Below are 16,204 nucleotides of genomic sequence, written 5' to 3'. Positions count from 1 at the left end.
GGCGCACTGATCCAACCAGGACGGACACGGCTCGTCGACGTCTGCCCGTGACGTCCCGCCGAGCCAGCGTGCGGCGGGAACCTCGAACGCAAGACGACTGCGCCCCGACGACGGCTCGCCCCCGTCTTCGGCGTGTCGACCGACGACGCGTCGGAGAGGAACCGTTTACCGGGTTCGGTGCCGTACGTCGACCGAGGACACCTTCGATTCATGCGAGTTAGCGTTATCGGCGGAAGTACCGTCACGGACGCGGAAGCAGAGCGGGCGGAGGAAGTCGGACGACTGCTCGCCGAGCGCGGCCACACCCTGGTGTGCGGCGGCCTCGGCGGCGTCATGGAGGCCGCCTGCCGCGGCGCGAGCGAGGCCGGCGGCCACACCGTGGGCATCTTGCCCGGCGAGGACCGGCGAGCGGCGAACCCGCACGTCGACACCGCCATCGCCACGGGACTGGGTCACGCCCGGAACCCGCTGGTGGTGATGAACGGCGACGCGGTCGTCGCGGTCGACGGGGGGTCGGGCACCCTCTCCGAACTCGGCTTCGCCGGCGTCTTCGACCGGCCGGCGGCCGGACTGGGCACCCACGACGCTCCCGGCGTGGAGTCGGTCGAGACCCCCGACGAGGCGGTGGCGTACGTCGAACGCGCCGTCGAGTCGGAGGGCGAATTTCGGAAGCGTTAAAGGCGGGGATTGCCTTGTTCGTAGTGCGGGCCGGTGGGGTAGCTTGGTATCCTTCGGCCTTCGGGTGGCCGTAACCGCGATTCGAATTCGCGCCGGCCCACTTCTCCCGCAATCCGACTCGATCAGTGGTATCCTTCGGCCTTCGGGTGGCCGTAACCGCGTCCGCACGAGCGACAGCGAGTGAGGGCTCGCGGAGCCTTGCTCCGCGGCGATTCGAATTCGCGCCGGCCCACTTCTCCCGCAATCCGACTCGATCAGTGGTATCCTTCGGCCTTCGGGTGGCCGTAACCGCGTCCTCACGAGCGACAGCGAGTGAGGGCTCGCGGAGCCTTGCTCCGCGGCGATTCGAATTCGCGCCGGTCTCCTGCTCCGACGTCGCTTCCTCCCTCGATGCGTAGCGTCGGCCTCTCCATTGCAGAAGGTTTCCCGACAACTGTCCGTCGCCACCGAGTAGTCACCGAAGGTTCTAACGCATCAGACAGCGAACCGTCATGTTGATGCCCCTGAATGCTGTCGTCGAGAAGGAGTTCCTCGACTCGGTACGGTCCAGTTCCCTGCTCGGGCTGACGGCTCTCTTCGTGCTCTTCGCCGGATTCCTCGCCGCCATCCAGTGGGTGCCGAACCTGACGGACACCGACAGCGCGTCGACGAGTACGCTGGCCCTCCTGAACAGCATGAAACAGCCAACCGTCGTGTTCGTGCCGATGATCGCCCTCGGCATCGGGTACGACGTGATCGCCGGCGAGCGCGAGAACGGCAGCCTCAAGCTCATGCTGGGACTGCCGAACTCGCGGCGCGACGTCGTGTTCGGGAAGTTCCTCGGTCGAACCGCCGTCGTCGGAGTGGCGATACTGGTCAGCTACGTGACCGTCGGCATCATCGCCCTGCTTACGTACGACTCCTTCGACGCCACCATGTTCGGGCTCTACACGCTACTGACGATCTGCTACGGAGCGGTCTACATCGCCATCTCCATCGGAGTCTCCGCCGGCACGAGGTCGAGAGCGCGGGCGCTCGGCGGCGTGGTCGCGATCTACTCGCTGATCATGTTGCTCTGGGACGCTCTCCTGTACGGCCTGCAGCTGGTCGTCTACGGGCCAGAGCCGCCCGCCGGTGGGCTCCCTGCCTGGGTCCAGCTCGTCGGTCTGCTCAACCCCTCGACGGCGTTCATGTTCGCTGCGAGAGCGGTCATCCCGGAGTACTACGAGCTCACGGTGTATCCGGAGTCGGACGCGTTCTACCTGCAGGACTGGGTCGGGTTCGTCGTCCTCGGCCTCTGGGCGGTCGTCCCGCTCGCGCTCGGTTACTGGCGCTTCGAGACGACGGACTACACGGGGTAGGCATCTCTCGCGCAACGGCCGTGCGAGTTTCAAACGGACGCGTCGAACGCGACGTATGACCAGCGGCTCCGAGCTCGGCGACGTCACGAAGCGCGTCTTCTCGGACTTCTCCGAGAAGAACGTGACGTTCATGGCGGCGGGTATCGCGTACAACGCGTTCGTCTCGCTCGCGCCGATGCTGCTCCTGCTGTTGTTCGTCGTCTCCATCTTCGGTGGAGGACTCGAGGCACGTATCGCCACCACCGCCGGGAACTGGCTGCCGGGTCCGATAGCGGACGTCGTCAGGCGGATATTCCAGGGCGGGTCGGCGACCACCGGCGTCTCGGTCGTCGGCCTCGTCGTGCTGCTGTGGGGGACGCTCAAGATCTTCCGCGGCCTGGACACCGCCTTCTCGGAGATCTACGAGACCGAGAACCGCAACTCCTTCGTCGATCAGTTGACGGATGGCGTGGTCGTCCTGGCCGCGCTCGTCGTCGCCGTCGTCGCGACTGTCGGCGCCACCGCCCTCTTCTCGGTGTTCGCCGACCTGATCCCGTTCGTCGGCCTCCTGTCGCCGCTCGTGCTCGTCGTCGGTCTCGTGGCCGCGTTCCTCCCGATGTACTACCGCTTCCCCGACGTCGACGTGAGCGTCTCCGACGTGTTGCCGGGGGTCGTCATCGCGGCGATCGGCTGGGCGGCGCTCCAGGGCGTCTTCCAGGTCTACCTGTCGTTCAGCAACCCCGGGACGGGGAGCTTCTTCGGCGGCGTCATCGTCGTCGTCACCTACCTCTACTTCTCGGGGCTCGTCCTCCTGCTCGGCGCGGTGGTCAACGCGGTCGTCGGCGGCCACGCCACGGGGAATCCAGGTGGCGTCGGACGGGGTGCGACCAGCTACGAGACCCGACGCGACGAGTCGCTCGACCGCGACGACCTCGCCGCGTACCTCGCGGACCTTCGTTCGGACCTGACCGGTCGCTACGACGGGATGCGGCCGGCCACCGAGACGGCCGACGAACGCCCGCGACCGACCGCGAACGTGGACGTGTCGGAACACCGGTCGACGGACGGCGACGCCGAGGAGTGGACGGTCACGCTCCGGTGGGCGGTGTCGCGCGGGACGGACAGCGATGCACGGACGGACGACGAATCCCGGAGTGAGGACGGAAGGCAAACGGACGAAGGAGCGCGAGTCACTGACGATTGAACCGACGCGGAAGCGGGTGACGACCGACGCCCGGAGGGTCACTCGCTCGCGTCGTCAGGGTCGGCGCGACCGAGCCAGCGGCCGGGGTCGGCGAGGTCTCGGAGAGCGTCGACCAACGACCGTCCCTCGTGCTCGCCGGGTCGGAGGCGGGCGCGGATGCGCGAGGACAGCAGTTCGATGGAGATGACGATGACGAACACCATCACGATGCCGGCGGCGGTCTCCCTGTAGTAGAGGAGGTCCTGGCGGTTCCGGATGTACCGGCCGATGCCGCCGGCGCCGACGACGCCGAGCGAGATGGCGATGCGGGTGTTGATCTCGAGGATGTACAGCGTCCACGCGACGTACGACGACGAGACCTGGCTCAGCATCCCGAACCCGACGACCTGCGTCCGGGAGGCGCCGGTCGAACTGACGGCCTCGATGGGGCCGTCGTCGATCTCCTCCAGTTCGTCGGTGAACAGGCGGCCGAGGTTACCGACGGTGTCGGTCGCGATGGCGAGCACCGCCGTCACCTGGTTGATGCCCGAGAGCGGGACGTAGATGAGGATCCACACCAGCGCGGGGATGGCGCGGATGGCGCTCATCACGCCCCGGAACAGGAAGTTGAACGGGAACGGCGTCACGCGCTCGCTGCCGAGCACCCCGAACAGGAGCGCGAGCGGGAAGCCGAGGACGGTCCCGGTGAACCCGAGGACGACGGTGACCAGGCTGGCCCGGACCAGCGACGGGCGCTGCGACCCGAGGCTGTCGAGGATGCGCCCGCCGAAGTCGCCGAGACTCGCCGGGACCGCCTGCAGGCCCGAGATGCCGTTGTTCTGGGTGTAGACGGTGAAGTCCACGAAGTTCGGCGGCAGGAAGCCCTGGATGAACTTGATCTCCTCGGGAATCTGTTTGACGAGGTCGCCGGGTTCGAACTGGATGAACTGCAGGCCGAGATAGGTCAGCGCGAGGACGGCGACGACCAGCCCCACCTCGAGCAGTTGCGTCAGCCGACGGCGACGCTCCAGTCGCCGGAGTTGCTCGTCGCGCGCTCGTTCGTCGGCGTGCGACTCGCTCACGCGCCGTCACCCCCGGCGACCGTCCGACCGGACGAAGGGGAGCGGTCGGCGGCCGCGGAGCCGTCCAGCCCCGACCCGGCGAAAGTCCCGTCTGCTCCCTCGTCGCCGTAGTAGATGCGGTCGACGACCTCCATCGTGAGGTCCTCGCGGGACCCGTCGAAGAACAGGTCGCCGTCGCGGAGTCCGAGGAACCGGTCGCCGAACTCGCGGGCGATGTTCACCTGGTGGAGACTGACGATGGCGGTCAGGTCGCGCTCGCTCGCGGCGCGTTTCATGTATCGCATCACGTCGCGGGCCGCCTTCGGGTCCAGGCTGGCGACCGGTTCGTCGGCGAGCAGCAGGTCGGGATCCTGCACGAGCGCGCGGGCGATGCCGACGCGCTGCTTCTGGCCGCCGCTCATCGACCCGGCGCGCTGGCCGGACTCGGCCAGGAGGCCGACGGTGTCGAGCGCGTCCAGCGCCGCGCGCTTGTCGGCCTCTGCGTGCCAGGTGAGCAGGCTCCGGAGGAGGCCGTTCCGGGAGAGCGCGCCGGTGAGCGCGTTCCGGAACGCGCTCATGCTCTCGACGAGGTAGTGCTCCTGGAACACCATCCCGACGTCGCTACCCGACCCCGCGGCCGGTCGGGTCCCGTCGACGACGACCTCTCCCTCGGTCGGTTCCGTGAGACCGTTGAGGACGCGGAGCAGCGTCGACTTTCCGGCCCCGGACGGACCGAGCAGGACGACGAACTCCCCCGCCTCGACGTCGACCGTGACGTCGTCGAGCGCGACGGTGTCCGTCCCGTACTCCTTCGTGACGCTATCCAGTGATATTGCAGGCATTGATGGAGAGAGAACGGCGTTTCAGGCCTTCTCGAACAGCTCCGGCGTCACGCCGAGTTCCTTTGCGGTGTCGATGACGCTCTGGTAGTCCTCGACGGACGCCTCGCGGACGTCGCTGAACCAGAGGTCGTCGTCGCCGCCCTCCTCGCCGTCCGCACCGTAGTAGATGGTGTCGGGTGCCTGGAGGAACGCCTGCGCGAGCGCCTCCTTGGCCTTCGAGCCGAGCTGCGAACTGACCACGATGGGCGCACGCGGAAGCCCCGTGTGCTCGTTGACCGTCCTGGCGTTCGCCGAGAAGTCCTCCACGATACCCGGCACGAACCCGCCCATGCCGGCGGCGTCGACCTGTCCCTTCTGCAGGAGTGCGTAGGACTTCGTGTGGCCGCCGGCGAACACCGGGTCGATGTCGGCCTGCGAACCGTTGCCCTCGGGCAGTTTGCCGATGTCGACGTTCCCCTTGGTCTTCATGTCGTGCAGCGGGTAGAGACAGCCACTGGTTGAGAGGCGGTCGGCGAACGCGACCGTCTTGCCCGAGAGGTCCGAGAGGCTCGTGATGTCGCTGTCCTTCGAGACGGCGATGAGACTCTGGTACGTCCAGGAGCCGTACCCCTTGCGCTGCAGGATGACCTCGGCGTTCCCGGCGTCGACGCCGAGCGCGGCGGCGAAGGGACCGGTTTCGGCGATGTCGGCCGTGCCGGACCCGAGCGCCTGGATGACCGCGCTGTAGTTGCTGCCGATGCTCATGTTCGCGTCGAGTGCCTCCGGGACGTCGTAGTTGCTCTCGACGTACTGCTCGAGGTGGTCGCGCACCGGGCCGTACTGGACGTAGAGGTTCTTCTGCGGGACGCTCGGCGAGAGGCTCATGTTGATCTCGTCGTCGCCGCCGAACGTGACCGCCGGCCCTTGCTCGGCCGTCGTGTCGTTCCCGTCGTCGGACGAGTCGTCGCCGTCCTGCGACGAGGTCGTGCTGGACGTCGTGGTGTCGCTGGTGTCCGTGTCGCCGGTACAGCCGGCGAGGCCTACGGTACCTGCCAGCCCGATCGCCTTGAGGAATCGTCGCCGTTGTGCCATACGCACGGGACAAGGAAAAGTGTCGGAAAAAGAACTGCTATGAGGCGTCATGACGTCTAAATAACACCACCTACCTGAAATGTGAGTACGGTCGACATTGCCTTCCAGCGAGAGGAGGGTCACCGACGAGCGTCGTCGGCGACAGGTTCCGGTCCGTCGCGTCCGGGGGCCGTCGGCCGCAACGGTCGCCGGTCAGCGTATCCCGCAGTCGGTCGCGGTCGGGGTCGTCGCCGCCGGGCGTTCGCTGATGGAGAACGGCGTGAGGTCGAGTCGCCACGTCAGGCGCTCGTCCGGTGACGCCGGTTGCCAGCCGACGGTGAACGCGTTGCGGCCGGGGTCGAGCGTCGTCGGCGGATCGTCGGTGGCGTTGCCGACGAGTTCGCTGGGCACGAGAAGTGCAGCGTCGTTCGGGTTCTCGTAGCCGAAGACGACCTCCCCGCCGCCGTCCCCCGGGCCGCAGTCCACGGCGAAGGGGCGGATCGGCTCCGGACGGATGGACTGGATGCACTCCTCGAGGTTCGGGTTCCGCACGTTGAGCGTCGGCTCTGCCCCGAGTTCCGCACCCGCCGTGATGCGGGTGATGACGAAGCCGCTGACGTCGGCGATGTCGCCGGCGTTCGACCGGTCGACGACGGTCCGACCGCTCACTGGCCCGAGGACGGTGAACGACGTCGCGAACCCGTCCGACGCGAACCACACCGTGTCGACGGCGACCGCGCCGAAGTCGCCGCGCACGACGGCCCGGTCGCAGTCGGTGAACTCGACGGACGGCCGCGGCGGTGGCGTCGGTGTGCCGAGGTCCGCCGGTCGCACCCGCTCGCCGTCCAGGAAGACCTGGGCGGGGCCGTCGAGGCCGAACTCGGTTATCTCGCCGGAGTAGCGGTAGGCGTCGGCGCCGCCGTAGACGGTGCCGGTGACGCGCGAGTCGGTGATGCGGTCGTGGGCGTCCACGCTGACGCGGCGGCCGGCGACGGGCGCGTCGCCGGCGTCGTCGCTCTTCCGGACGCTGCCGCTCACCGCGAACTCGTAGTCGGCCGTCGTCCCGGGACCGCCCTCGCCGGCGACGAGGAGGTGGTTCGGGAACTGGTTCTCCTCGCGCTCACACCACGGTCCGGCGAAGGGGTTCTCGGCGGTGAACTGCGCCGGTGCACCCGGCGTCGGTATCGGGTCCGGGTCGAGGCCGAGCGACTCGATGGTGAAGGGGAACGGGTCGAACTGCTCGGCGGGGTGGAGCGTCGTCACGCCGCTGACGGGGTCGGGGAAGAGGATGCTCGTCCCCAGACCGCCCTCGTCCCAGAAGCTCGCGTTCAGTTCGACGCCGTCGAAGTCGCCGACCACGACCGCCGTGTTGCAGTCGAGGAACTCGACGGGCGTCGCCGCAGCGGGGTTGTCGCCGAGTTCGGCAGGGCTGACGCGCCGGCCGTTCAGGAAGATCCGCACCGCGTCGAGACGCCGGCGGACGAGTTCGATCCGGAATCGCGTGATGCGGCCGGTGAAGATGTAGGCGTCGGCGCCGCCGGCGACGGTGCCGCTCGCGACGCTCCGACGCTCGCCGTCGGCGCTCACCGAATCTCCGGTGTCGACGGTGACACAGCTATCTGCGAGCGGCGCGTCGCCAGCGCGCCCGTTCCGGCGGACGTCCCCGGTGACCACGAACTGGTACTCGACGGGGTCGCCCGGGCTCCCGCCGGCGACGACGAGGTGGTTGCGGTCGGTCTCATCGTCGCCGGTGCGGTCGGTTCCGTGGTCGTCGCCACCGGCCGCACCGACGCCGGTCGCGACGAGGCCGGCACTGGCTGCGAGAACTGCCCGCCGGCTAACGCGCTCCGGTTGCATGGATGTGGACGCGGTTCACCGGCGAGACGGATAAGTCGCGGCTACCGTTTTTCCGGAACCCGCGCACGGAACGAACGGCCTAGGCCGGACCGCCTTCGTCAGGTCCGGCCTGAAGGAACGCTCAGGGGCTCCCGGAGGGCGACGGTCGCACCGTGGAACGCCGTTACGCCTCGCCGCCGACCGTCCGCGCGGCCGATTCACAGCGGTTTTCTCCGTCCGCCATCGAGAGCAGACGATGAGCGAGCCGTTCGAACTGGACGTCGACTCGGGGACGGACGTCGCGGACCGCCGCGACGAGGTGGTCGCGGCGGTCGAGACCCACGCCAGCGAGGTAGCGCGCGAACTCGCCCGCCTCCAGGGCGGCGACTACGGCCAGCGGACATTCGGCACGGACGCCGGCGAGTGGACGCTGAAGTACGAGGCCGGTACCGTCCAGTACCTGCGGTTCGAGAGCGGCGGCGACCAGGTGTACGTCGTGTCGACGAAGCAGCCGCCGGAGCCGGCCGCGCTCGCCGACGCCCTGCAGGATTACGACGCCTTCGTCGCGGCGTTCAACGACCACGTCGCGTCGCTGGAGGGCGTCCTCGACGACGTGCCGACCGACTTCCCGGACGTTGCCTCCACGGAGTCCATCGTGCAGGAGCGCTCGCGCGTCCTCGACCGCGTCCGCGAGGTCGCCGACCGGATGGCCCACGAGCTCTCGCGGTACGAGGGCGGCGACTACGGGAGCTTCACGACCCGCGTGGCGGGGACGCGCTGGGAGCTCAAGTGGGAGGACGGCAGCGCGTCGTACCTCCGCGTCGGCGGCGAGGGTGGCGTCTACCTGCTCTCGCAGTACCAGCCGCCCTCGGCGCGCGACGTGCGCGAACTCGCCGGCGACGTCCCGGCGTTCGTCGCGGCGTTCAACGAGCACGTCGACGACCTCGACGCGGACCTCTCCGGCGTCTCGCTCTGACGCCGGACCAGCCCGTCTCGCTCCGGTCGGGGCGAACCAGCTACCTTTTTGCCCCGCAGGTGACCACCAGCGAGAACGGATGGTCGTCGAGCAACTCGACGCGCCGACCCCCGAGGCCCTCGTCAGCGAGGCGAAGGCCGCGTTCCGGGACGGCGCGGTGTTGACGGTGCAGGCGCGCTGCGAGGTGGAGTACGACGGACGCACGAGCGGCTACCTCGGGCCGGGGGACCGACTGCTGGTCGCCAAGCCCGACGGCACCTTCCTCGTCCACCAGCCGACCGGCAATAAACCGGTGAACTGGATGCCCGGCGGCGGGACCGTCTCGGCCCGGGTGAGCGAGGAAGGAGCGGTGGAGAGCGAGGACGGCGCGACGGACGGGGACGAAGGAGACGGCAACTCGCGGGCCGCCGTCCTGCTCGCGCGACGGACGAACCCGACCGAGCGCGTCGAGGCTCGCATCCACGAGGCCCACGGGCTGACGCGCTTCGACGCGACCGACGGCGCGACCTACGAGGAGTCGGGCACCGAGGCGGAGATGCACGAGTACATCGAGTCGAACCCCGACGTGCTGGAGCCGGAGCTTCGCATCGTCGAGCACGAGCGCGAGACGAAGTACGGCTTCATCGACTTCTTCGCCCGCGACGCCGACGGCGTGCCGGTCGTCGTCGAGGTCAAGCGCATCCAGGCGACGCTGAACCACTTCGACCAGCTCCAGCGGTACGTCTCCCTCTACGAGGAGGGCGAGGCGGCCATCGACGGCGAGGCCGACGCCGGACGCGAGGTGCGCGGGATGCTCGTCGCGCCCGCCGCCTCCGAGCGCGTGAAGCGCGCCCTGCGGGACAACGACCTGGAGTTCGTCGGGCTCTCGGAGTTCGACACGGACGCGAAAGGCGCGACGGAGGCGAAGCTGACCGACTTCTGATGGAAACGACCATGTGCGGTGGTCCCCACGACTCGACCGTGTTCGGAGCGGACGAAGCGGGCAAGGGGCCGGTACTCGGGTCGATGTTCGCCGCCGCCGTGGCGGTCGCCGACCCCGCCGACCTGCCCGCGGACGTCGACGACTCGAAGAACGTCGCGCCGCAGCGACGCGAGGAGCTCGCGGCGGAGCTGCGGGCGAGCGACGCCGTGACCGTCGGCGTCGCCGAGATACCGACCGAGCGCATCGACGACCCGGCGACGGACATGAACTCGCTGACCGTCGCGGCGCAGGCCGAGGCCATCTCGCAGGTCGCCGCGGCCGACGCGACGGGCGTCGTCGACGCCGGCGACACCGACGCGGCGCGGTTCGGTCGTCGGGTCGCGGACGCGGTGGCAGTCCCGGTCGACGTGACGGCCGAGCACGGCGCGGACGGGAGCCACGCCGTCGTCGGCGCGGCCAGCGTGGTCGCGAAGGTCGAACGCGACGCCCACGTCGACCGCCTCGCCGACGAGCACGGCGACGTCGGGAGCGGCTACCCGAGCGACCCGACGACGCGGCGGTTCCTCCGGGAGTACGTCGACGAACACGGCGAGCTCCCCGACTGCGCGCGCACCTCCTGGGGAACCTGCGACGACGTGCTGGCGGCGCGCGAGCAGTCCGCGCTGGACGAGTTCTGAACGGTAATCCGCGGTTAGGGCAGTTATCCTCCGCCTGTGACGAGCGGCAGGGGAGAGCAGGTTGCCGACGCGCACGCTCGACGGTCGGTGCGAGTTCGAGGACGTTGGAGGACTGACTCTCGACGGGACGGTGACTGTGCGAGGAAGGCTCGAAAATAGAGTCCTCAGCGGTCGGTGAGCAGGTAGCGCAGGATGTCACCGTACGCCGGGCGGGTGACGAGCACGCCGATGAGCACGCCGAGGATGGTGATGATGGCGAAGCCCTGCATGTCGCCGAGGCTGAGCACCGCCAGCGGACTCATGGCGATGATGGTCGTCACGGCGGCGGCACCGATGACCCAGAACGCCTTCTTGAACCGGGACTGGAAGACGCGGTTCGACTGCACGTCGCCCTCGGACATCACCTCGTCGGCGATGATGATGAGGTCGTCCACCCCGGTCCCGATGACCGCGATGAAGCCGGCGATGTGTGAGAGGTCGAGCGGCAACTGCACCGCGGCCGCGAACCCGAGCAGGATGACGACTTCGGAGAGGGCGGTGACGATCATCGGGAGCGCGACCTCGGGCTTGCCGTAGCGGACGAAGACGCTGCCGCTGACGGCGAAGACCGCGGCCAGCCCCGCGATGAGCGAGTAGGTCTTGAACTGCTCGGCGAGGGTGGGCGCGAGGTAGGTCGTCGTGCCCGCGTCGGTGTCGAGCGCCGCCGGCAGCGCGCCGGCGCGGAGGTTGATCTGGAGGTTACGCGCCTCCGAGAGGTTGTTCGCCGTGACGCTGAACGTCGGGGACTGCGCCCACGACCCGCTCGCCCAGTCGGCGGCGAGGGTGTCGCGCACGCCGGCCGAGTAGACCGTCTGGCCGTCGACGACGGTGTTCAGACAGTACCGCTGGCCCTCCGGCGCGGCGTGGCAGGCCTGGACGCCCGGCCCGGTGAAGCCGTAGTCCACCATGTCCTGCTGGAACCGCTCGGCGGCCGAGTCGGCGACGACGACGTTGACGGACGCGCCCGTCTCGGTCTGGGTCACGCTACCGACGTCGGCGATCGTCTCCGAGTTCAGGACGGTCTCGTTGCGGTAGCCGGAGCCGTTCTCCGCCGGGAACTGCGCGACGAGACGGACCTGGCCCTTGCTGGTCACCAGTTCCTCCATCCGCGACTGGTTCGCGTTCGGCATCTCCACGACGATGAAGTGCTCGCCGGTCGGCGTCGTCGTGGTCTGGACGCGCCCGCCGGCGAGGCCGGCCTTCGAGACCTTGTCGCTAAGCGTCCGCCGGATCTCCTCGCGCGTCGTCTCGGTGACGCCCTCGCGGACGGTGTCGTACTCGATGCCCATCCCGTCGAGCGTGGTCGAGAGGTTCTGCGTCGACACCGTCTCGGTGAACACCTCGACGGTCGTGCCGGACTGGGTCGTCCGAACCTGCACGTCGGAGACGGTCACGCCCGAGATGTTCGCGGCGATCTGCCTCTGGGCGTCGCCGGGCGAGGCGCCGCCGAGCTGAGCCCCTTCCGCCGTCACGCCCTCGACGGGGGCGCGGATGCGCGTCCCGCCGGCCAGTTCGAGGCCGAACTTGAGGTTGCTCGGTCCGTCGCCGGTCGTGAGGTTGCCGCCAGCGGCGTCCGACGACGACGACCCCTGGGGGACGAACAGCGCGAACCCGCTGGCGAGCAGGAGCACGACCAGCAGTACGACGCGCCAGTTCTCGCGGACGTTCATCGTGCCACCCCTTCGAACTTGTACCAGCGCAGGAGACTGAGATTGAGCATGTACGTGTTCATCAGGTCGGTCGCCAGCCCGAGCACGAGCACGACGCCGATGGACCGGAGCAGGTCGACCTGGAAGAATGCGGCGACGAGTGCCATCACGGCCATCGCGGAGATGGACGTGACGGTCATCGTCACACCGGTCCGCATCGCTCGGTACGTGCTCTCGTAGAAGTCACCCGAGCGGCGCAGGATGTGGTTGTTCAGCAGGATGTCGGAGTCGACGCTGTAACCGATGAGCATCAGGAGGGCGGTGACGGTGCCCAGCGAGAGCTTGATGCCCAGCACGTTCATCAGCGCCACGGGGATGACGATGTCACTGAACGCGGAGAGCACGACGGCGATGGAGGGGACGAACGACCGGAACATGAGGAAGACGAGGACGCTCATCCCCACGAACGCGGCGACGATGCCGTACAGCGCGAGCCGTTGCGACTCGGCACCGAAGCTCGCCGACGTGGTCTGGACCGACACCACCTCGAAGCCGGCCTGCTGGGCCTGCGTGCTGAGCGTGTCGGTGTTGGTCGACTGGAACTGTACGATGTAGGCGTTCCCGCTCGATTGCGTCGCGGTCACCGAGGAGACGTCTTCCTCGAACGCCTGCGGGACCTCGGACTGGGGGACGTCGGTCTGGATACGCATCTCCGTGCCGCCGGTGAACTCCATTCCGGGCGTCACCGGCGCGCCGGTCGTGACGTACCAGCCCGCGATGATCAGCAACGCGAGCACCAGAACGGCGAGTGGAATGCTCGCGAGTTGCCGGTTCGAGTACCGGGTGTAATCGACCTCCGGCACTTGCAACTCTACCATGCTCGTTGGGTCCGGGACGGCCTTGAATAAGCTTTCTTAATTACTACGAGGTCGCGGCCCCGTTTCTACGCGCCGGAGCGCTCCGGTGAGCGCCGAAAACGCCGCCCGCGGCGGTGACGTCGCCTCCCCCCGAACAGAAGTCACCGCTACTGACAAGTGCGACGAGCGAGAGCGCACCGACGTGCGACGCGCAGGTCCCCGACTGGTGCTCGCGCTCGGCCTCGTCCTCGGCGTGGCGACGCTGGCGTACCAGTCGCTCACGCAGGCCGGAAAGTTCGCCATCGACTTCCAGGTGTACTACTACGCCGCGCGGGCCAGCCTCGCCGGTGACGCGATGTACGCCGCCTCGCCGCCGGCGTTCCCCGCGTTCGGCTACGTCTACCCGCCGGTGACCGTCGTCGCGTTCTACCCCTTCGCGCTCGTCGACGACTGGCTGGTCTCGTTCGCGCTCTTCGCGGCGCTCAAACTCGTCGCGGGTATCGCGCTGGCGCTGCTGCTCGTCCGGACCGTCGAACGGTTCGGTCCCTCGCTCTCGCGGGTCGACGAGGTGCTCGTGGGCGGCTACGTGCTCCTGTCCATCCACAGTGTCGTACCGCAGTTCTACGGCGAGACGAACCTGCCCCTGGCGTTCGCGCTCGCGGTGGGGTTCGTGGCGCTCGAACGCGGCGACGAGGGCAGGTCCGGCGTCGCGTTCGGCCTGGCGGCGCTGGTGAAGGTGTTCCCGGCCGGCGTCGGCCTGTGGCTGCTGCGACGACGCTCGTGGCGCGCCGTCGGCGCGGCCGTCGCCACCGGCGGCGGCCTGCTGGCGCTCGGCGTCCCACTGTTCGGCCTCGACGTCACCCGAACGTGGCTGTTCGACGCGGTGCTGCCACGACTGCGCCACGACGCCTTCGCCGGCGGGCTCGCGCCGGAGGCGACCTACTTCACGCTCCGCCGGCCGCTGTCGGTGCTGGGCGTGGACCCGTCACTGCTACCCGTCTTCGCCGCCGTCATGCTCGCGCCCGTCGTCGCCTACTGCTACCGCGACCTGCGGACGCCGACCGACCGCCTCGTCGGCGCGTACGTCACGCTGGTCGCCGTCCTCCTCTTCTTTCCGACCTACTTCGTCTACTTCCCGCTGCTGTTCTTCCCGCTGGTGCCGCTGCTCTACCTCCTGGAGGGACGCGCCCGACGGCTGTTCCTCGCCGGCGCACTGGTCACCGACCTCCCGCTGACGCTTGGGAGCGTCCGGCGGTTCCTCGACCTCGTCTCGGCACCGACGGGCGTCCGGCCGCCGGTCCTCGCGGCCGCCGAGCCGGTGTTCACGCTCGGGACGCCCCTGCTGTGGGGGTGCCTGCTGACGCTGGCGGGCTGCGTCTGCCACGTCCGACGGACCGCCGACGCGCCGGAGCCGTCCGGGACGGCGGAGGGCCGGCCGTCGGGACTCGACCGTCGGTGAGCCGCGAAGACGGCGAACGACGCCGTCACAGCGGCCCCTTCGTCCGGGCGACTCCTCGCCGCCCGCGTCGCCCCGGCCGACGCCGAACAAAACGTTCTTTCGGACACACGTCACCGTTCCAACCATGGACGAGTTCGAGACGGTCGCGGTCGAGGCGTGCGAGGCAGCGGGCGACTACCTCGTCGCGGAGTTCGAGCGGGCGGAGACGACCGCCGAGTACGGGCCGCGGGACGTGAAGGCCGAGGCCGACCGCGGCGCGGAGGACCGCGCGCTCGACGTCATCGCCGGGGCGTTCCCCGACCACGCGGTGTACGCCGAGGAGCGCGGCGAGCGGCCCGGCGACGCCGCGTACCGCTGGGTGCTCGACCCGCTCGACGGCACGAACAACTTCTGCTCGGGCATCCCCTACTTTGGCACGGCGGTCGCGCTGCTGCACGAGGGCGACCCGGTGCTCGGCGTCGTCCACGACCCGCTCCACGACGACACCTACGTCGCGCGCCGGGGCGAGGGCGCGACCCACGACGGCACACCTGCGAGCGCTCGCAGCGACGTCGAACTCGACCGGGGGACGGTGGCGTTCGTGGTCGGCCTCGACGCCATCGAGGACGACGACCTCCGGGCGCGTAGCGAGGAACTCGAGCACTCACTCGCGGGGCAGTGCAAGCGGGTCTGGGAGAGCTGGGCGCCCGCGCTCGACTGGGGGCTGCTCGCGCGCGGCGACGTCGAGGCCGTCGTCGCCTTCCACCCCGACGCCATCGAACAGCACGCCGGGTGGCTGCTGGCCGAGGAGAGCGACGCCAGCACCGCCAGCCAGGGCGAACTGTACGTCGCCGCCGGCGACGACGCGACGCTCGCGGGACTGCGCGACGCGCTGTTCTGACCGGCCGACGGCTCGCGCTTTTAAGCCGCGCGGGACCCTCGGGTCGACCATGAACGACCACGCGGACCACGACTGGCCGGTGCTCGAATCGGAGACCGAGTACGAGACGGGCTGGTACACCGGCGGCTACGACCTCGTCGAGCAGCCGGACGGCTCGACGAAGAAGTACTACTGGGCCGAGCTGCCGCCCGCGGTCGTCGTGCTCGCTCGCGCGGGCGAGGAACTGGTGTTCGTCGAGCAGTACCGCCCGACCATCCGGGAGACGTGCCTGGAGTGCGTCGCCGGCATCGTCGAGGACGGCGAGTCCTACACCGCGGCGGGGGCCCGAGAACTCCGAGAGGAGACGGGGTTCGACGCGGACGTACTGGCACAACTGGAGACGTTCGACGTCGCGACCGGCGTGCTGCGCCACGAGCGCGGCATCGTCTACGCCGAGGGACTCACGCCCGTCGAGCGCGACCTGGACGACAACGAGTTCCTGTCGGTCGTGACGGTGCCGGTCGACGAGGCGCTGGCCGCCGCTCGCGAGGGGCCGGCAAACGACGCGACGCTCGAAGCGGTGCTGCTCGCCCGCGAGGAGGGGCTGCTGTAGCTACTCCGGTCGCCCCTCGCAGACGGCGCGGAGCATCGGCGTCCGCCGCGCGGACTCCGCGCCGTCCATGTCGTCACGGTCCTCGCCCCGTTCCGGGAACGGCGTGACGATCGTTACCTTTCGGCTCATGGCGAGACCCGGGATACGCTCGCTATGTACTAAAGTTCTCAGGCCGGCGGAGCGC

16 protein-coding genes and 1 tRNA gene are annotated in these 16,204 nt (G+C 69.4%); 10 read left to right on the top strand and 7 right to left on the bottom strand.

Going from position 1 to position 16,204, the window contains the following annotated elements:
• Window positions 1-210: 210 nt before the first annotated feature.
• The 4 genes from NKT36_RS11790 (at window position 211) to NKT36_RS11775 (ending at window position 3,201) form a co-directional block, all read left to right on the top strand.
• Window positions 211-678 (top strand): TIGR00725 family protein, encoded by a 468-nt coding sequence (locus NKT36_RS11790; RefSeq protein ID WP_327051245.1) that lies wholly within the window; start codon window positions 211-213, stop codon window positions 676-678.
• Between the two features lie 27 nt (window positions 679-705).
• Window positions 706-778, top strand: a tRNA-Pro gene (locus NKT36_RS11785).
• A 397-nt stretch (window positions 779-1,175) separates the two neighbouring features.
• The gene (locus NKT36_RS11780; protein WP_327051244.1) at window positions 1,176-2,018 is read left to right on the top strand and encodes an ABC transporter permease; all 843 of its coding nucleotides are present in this window, start codon (window positions 1,176-1,178) and stop codon (window positions 2,016-2,018) included.
• A 55-nt stretch (window positions 2,019-2,073) separates the two neighbouring features.
• Window positions 2,074-3,201 (top strand): YihY/virulence factor BrkB family protein, encoded by a 1,128-nt coding sequence (locus NKT36_RS11775; protein WP_327051243.1) that lies wholly within the window; start codon window positions 2,074-2,076, stop codon window positions 3,199-3,201.
• Between the two features lie 38 nt (window positions 3,202-3,239).
• Here the strand turns inward: NKT36_RS11775 and phnE are convergent, their stop codons facing one another.
• The 4 genes from phnE to NKT36_RS11755 all read right to left on the bottom strand — a co-directional run bounded on the left by phnE (window position 3,240) and on the right by NKT36_RS11755 (window position 7,990).
• Window positions 3,240-4,262, bottom strand: a complete 1,023-nt coding sequence (gene phnE, locus NKT36_RS11770) for a phosphonate ABC transporter, permease protein PhnE (protein WP_327051242.1) — start codon at window positions 4,260-4,262, stop codon at window positions 3,240-3,242.
• On the bottom strand, window positions 4,259-5,083 hold the full coding sequence (locus tag NKT36_RS11765; protein WP_327051241.1) for a phosphonate ABC transporter ATP-binding protein: 825 nt from the start codon (window positions 5,081-5,083) through the stop codon (window positions 4,259-4,261). Before NKT36_RS11765 ends, phnE begins: the two co-directional genes overlap by 4 nt.
• A gap of 21 nt (window positions 5,084-5,104) precedes the next feature.
• Window positions 5,105-6,154 (bottom strand): phosphate/phosphite/phosphonate ABC transporter substrate-binding protein, encoded by a 1,050-nt coding sequence (locus NKT36_RS11760; protein ID WP_327051240.1) that lies wholly within the window; start codon window positions 6,152-6,154, stop codon window positions 5,105-5,107.
• Window positions 6,155-6,346: 192 nt separating this feature from the next.
• Complete coding sequence (locus NKT36_RS11755) at window positions 6,347-7,990, bottom strand: hypothetical protein (protein ID WP_327051239.1); 1,644 nt, start codon at window positions 7,988-7,990, stop codon at window positions 6,347-6,349.
• 235 nt (window positions 7,991-8,225) lie between these two features.
• Here NKT36_RS11755 and NKT36_RS11750 point away from each other — a divergent pair, with 235 nt between their 5' ends.
• The 3 genes from NKT36_RS11750 to rnhB all read left to right on the top strand — a co-directional run bounded on the left by NKT36_RS11750 (window position 8,226) and on the right by rnhB (window position 10,544).
• Window positions 8,226-8,945, top strand: coding sequence for a hypothetical protein (locus NKT36_RS11750; RefSeq protein ID WP_327051238.1), 720 nt, complete (start codon window positions 8,226-8,228; stop codon window positions 8,943-8,945).
• A gap of 79 nt (window positions 8,946-9,024) precedes the next feature.
• The gene (gene nucS / locus NKT36_RS11745; RefSeq protein ID WP_327051237.1) at window positions 9,025-9,867 is read left to right on the top strand and encodes an endonuclease NucS; all 843 of its coding nucleotides are present in this window, start codon (window positions 9,025-9,027) and stop codon (window positions 9,865-9,867) included.
• Complete coding sequence (gene rnhB / locus NKT36_RS11740; RefSeq protein ID WP_327051236.1) at window positions 9,867-10,544, top strand: ribonuclease HII; 678 nt, start codon at window positions 9,867-9,869, stop codon at window positions 10,542-10,544. The genes nucS and rnhB overlap by 1 nt, the downstream gene beginning before the upstream one ends.
• A 164-nt stretch (window positions 10,545-10,708) precedes the next feature.
• Here rnhB and NKT36_RS11735 read toward each other — a convergent pair whose 3' ends face one another.
• Together NKT36_RS11735 and secF are read right to left on the bottom strand one after the other, a co-directional pair.
• Complete coding sequence (locus tag NKT36_RS11735) at window positions 10,709-12,253, bottom strand: preprotein translocase subunit SecD (protein ID WP_327051235.1); 1,545 nt, start codon at window positions 12,251-12,253, stop codon at window positions 10,709-10,711.
• Window positions 12,250-13,110 carry a protein translocase subunit SecF gene (gene secF / locus NKT36_RS11730; RefSeq protein WP_327051234.1) on the bottom strand — a complete coding sequence of 287 codons (861 nt, stop codon included), beginning with the start codon at window positions 13,108-13,110 and terminating at the stop codon, window positions 12,250-12,252. The genes NKT36_RS11735 and secF overlap by 4 nt, the downstream gene beginning before the upstream one ends.
• Window positions 13,111-13,291: 181 nt before the next feature.
• On the opposite strand from secF, the gene NKT36_RS11725 reads away from it, so the two are divergent.
• The 3 genes from NKT36_RS11725 (at window position 13,292) to NKT36_RS11715 (ending at window position 16,020) form a co-directional block, all read left to right on the top strand.
• Entirely contained in the window at window positions 13,292-14,548 is a 1,257-nt protein-coding gene (locus tag NKT36_RS11725; protein WP_327051233.1) for a glycosyltransferase family 87 protein, read from the top strand.
• Between the two features lie 124 nt (window positions 14,549-14,672).
• On the top strand, window positions 14,673-15,428 hold the full coding sequence (locus tag NKT36_RS11720; RefSeq protein ID WP_327051232.1) for an inositol monophosphatase family protein: 756 nt from the start codon (window positions 14,673-14,675) through the stop codon (window positions 15,426-15,428).
• A gap of 49 nt (window positions 15,429-15,477) precedes the next feature.
• Window positions 15,478-16,020 carry an NUDIX hydrolase gene (locus NKT36_RS11715; protein WP_327051231.1) on the top strand — a complete coding sequence of 181 codons (543 nt, stop codon included), beginning with the start codon at window positions 15,478-15,480 and terminating at the stop codon, window positions 16,018-16,020.
• On the opposite strand, the gene NKT36_RS11710 is transcribed toward NKT36_RS11715, so the two are convergent.
• Window positions 16,021-16,149 carry a hypothetical protein gene (locus NKT36_RS11710; RefSeq protein ID WP_327051230.1) on the bottom strand — a complete coding sequence of 43 codons (129 nt, stop codon included), beginning with the start codon at window positions 16,147-16,149 and terminating at the stop codon, window positions 16,021-16,023.
• Window positions 16,150-16,204: the final 55 nt, after the last annotated feature.

The sequence above is a fragment of the Halomicrococcus gelatinilyticus genome, from assembly GCA_024227995.1.
Classification (GTDB): Archaea; Halobacteriota; Halobacteria; order Halobacteriales; family Haladaptataceae; genus Halomicrococcus; species Halomicrococcus gelatinilyticus.
This window is presented reverse-complemented; position numbering and strand designations above follow the sequence as displayed.

Excerpts from the sequence above, each read along its gene's own strand:
- NKT36_RS11790 (WP_327051245.1), top strand. The coding sequence starts at position 211 with ATGCGAGTTAGCGTTATCGGCGGAAGTACCGTCACGGACGCGGAAGCA.
- NKT36_RS11780 (WP_327051244.1), top strand. The coding sequence starts at position 1,176 with ATGCCCCTGAATGCTGTCGTCGAGAAGGAGTTCCTCGACTCGGTACGG.
- NKT36_RS11775 (WP_327051243.1), top strand. The coding sequence starts at position 2,074 with ATGACCAGCGGCTCCGAGCTCGGCGACGTCACGAAGCGCGTCTTCTCG.
- NKT36_RS11765 (WP_327051241.1), bottom strand. The coding sequence starts at position 5,083 with ATGCCTGCAATATCACTGGATAGCGTCACGAAGGAGTACGGGACGGAC.
- NKT36_RS11760 (WP_327051240.1), bottom strand. The coding sequence starts at position 6,154 with ATGGCACAACGGCGACGATTCCTCAAGGCGATCGGGCTGGCAGGTACC.
- NKT36_RS11755 (WP_327051239.1), bottom strand. The coding sequence starts at position 7,990 with ATGCAACCGGAGCGCGTTAGCCGGCGGGCAGTTCTCGCAGCCAGTGCC.
- NKT36_RS11750 (WP_327051238.1), top strand. The coding sequence starts at position 8,226 with ATGAGCGAGCCGTTCGAACTGGACGTCGACTCGGGGACGGACGTCGCG.
- nucS (WP_327051237.1), top strand. The coding sequence starts at position 9,025 with ATGGTCGTCGAGCAACTCGACGCGCCGACCCCCGAGGCCCTCGTCAGC.
- rnhB (WP_327051236.1), top strand. The coding sequence starts at position 9,867 with ATGGAAACGACCATGTGCGGTGGTCCCCACGACTCGACCGTGTTCGGA.
- NKT36_RS11735 (WP_327051235.1), bottom strand. The coding sequence starts at position 12,253 with ATGAACGTCCGCGAGAACTGGCGCGTCGTACTGCTGGTCGTGCTCCTG.
- secF (WP_327051234.1), bottom strand. The coding sequence starts at position 13,110 with ATGGTAGAGTTGCAAGTGCCGGAGGTCGATTACACCCGGTACTCGAAC.
- NKT36_RS11720 (WP_327051232.1), top strand. The coding sequence starts at position 14,673 with ATGGACGAGTTCGAGACGGTCGCGGTCGAGGCGTGCGAGGCAGCGGGC.
- NKT36_RS11715 (WP_327051231.1), top strand. The coding sequence starts at position 15,478 with ATGAACGACCACGCGGACCACGACTGGCCGGTGCTCGAATCGGAGACC.
- NKT36_RS11710 (WP_327051230.1), bottom strand. The coding sequence starts at position 16,149 with ATGAGCCGAAAGGTAACGATCGTCACGCCGTTCCCGGAACGGGGCGAG.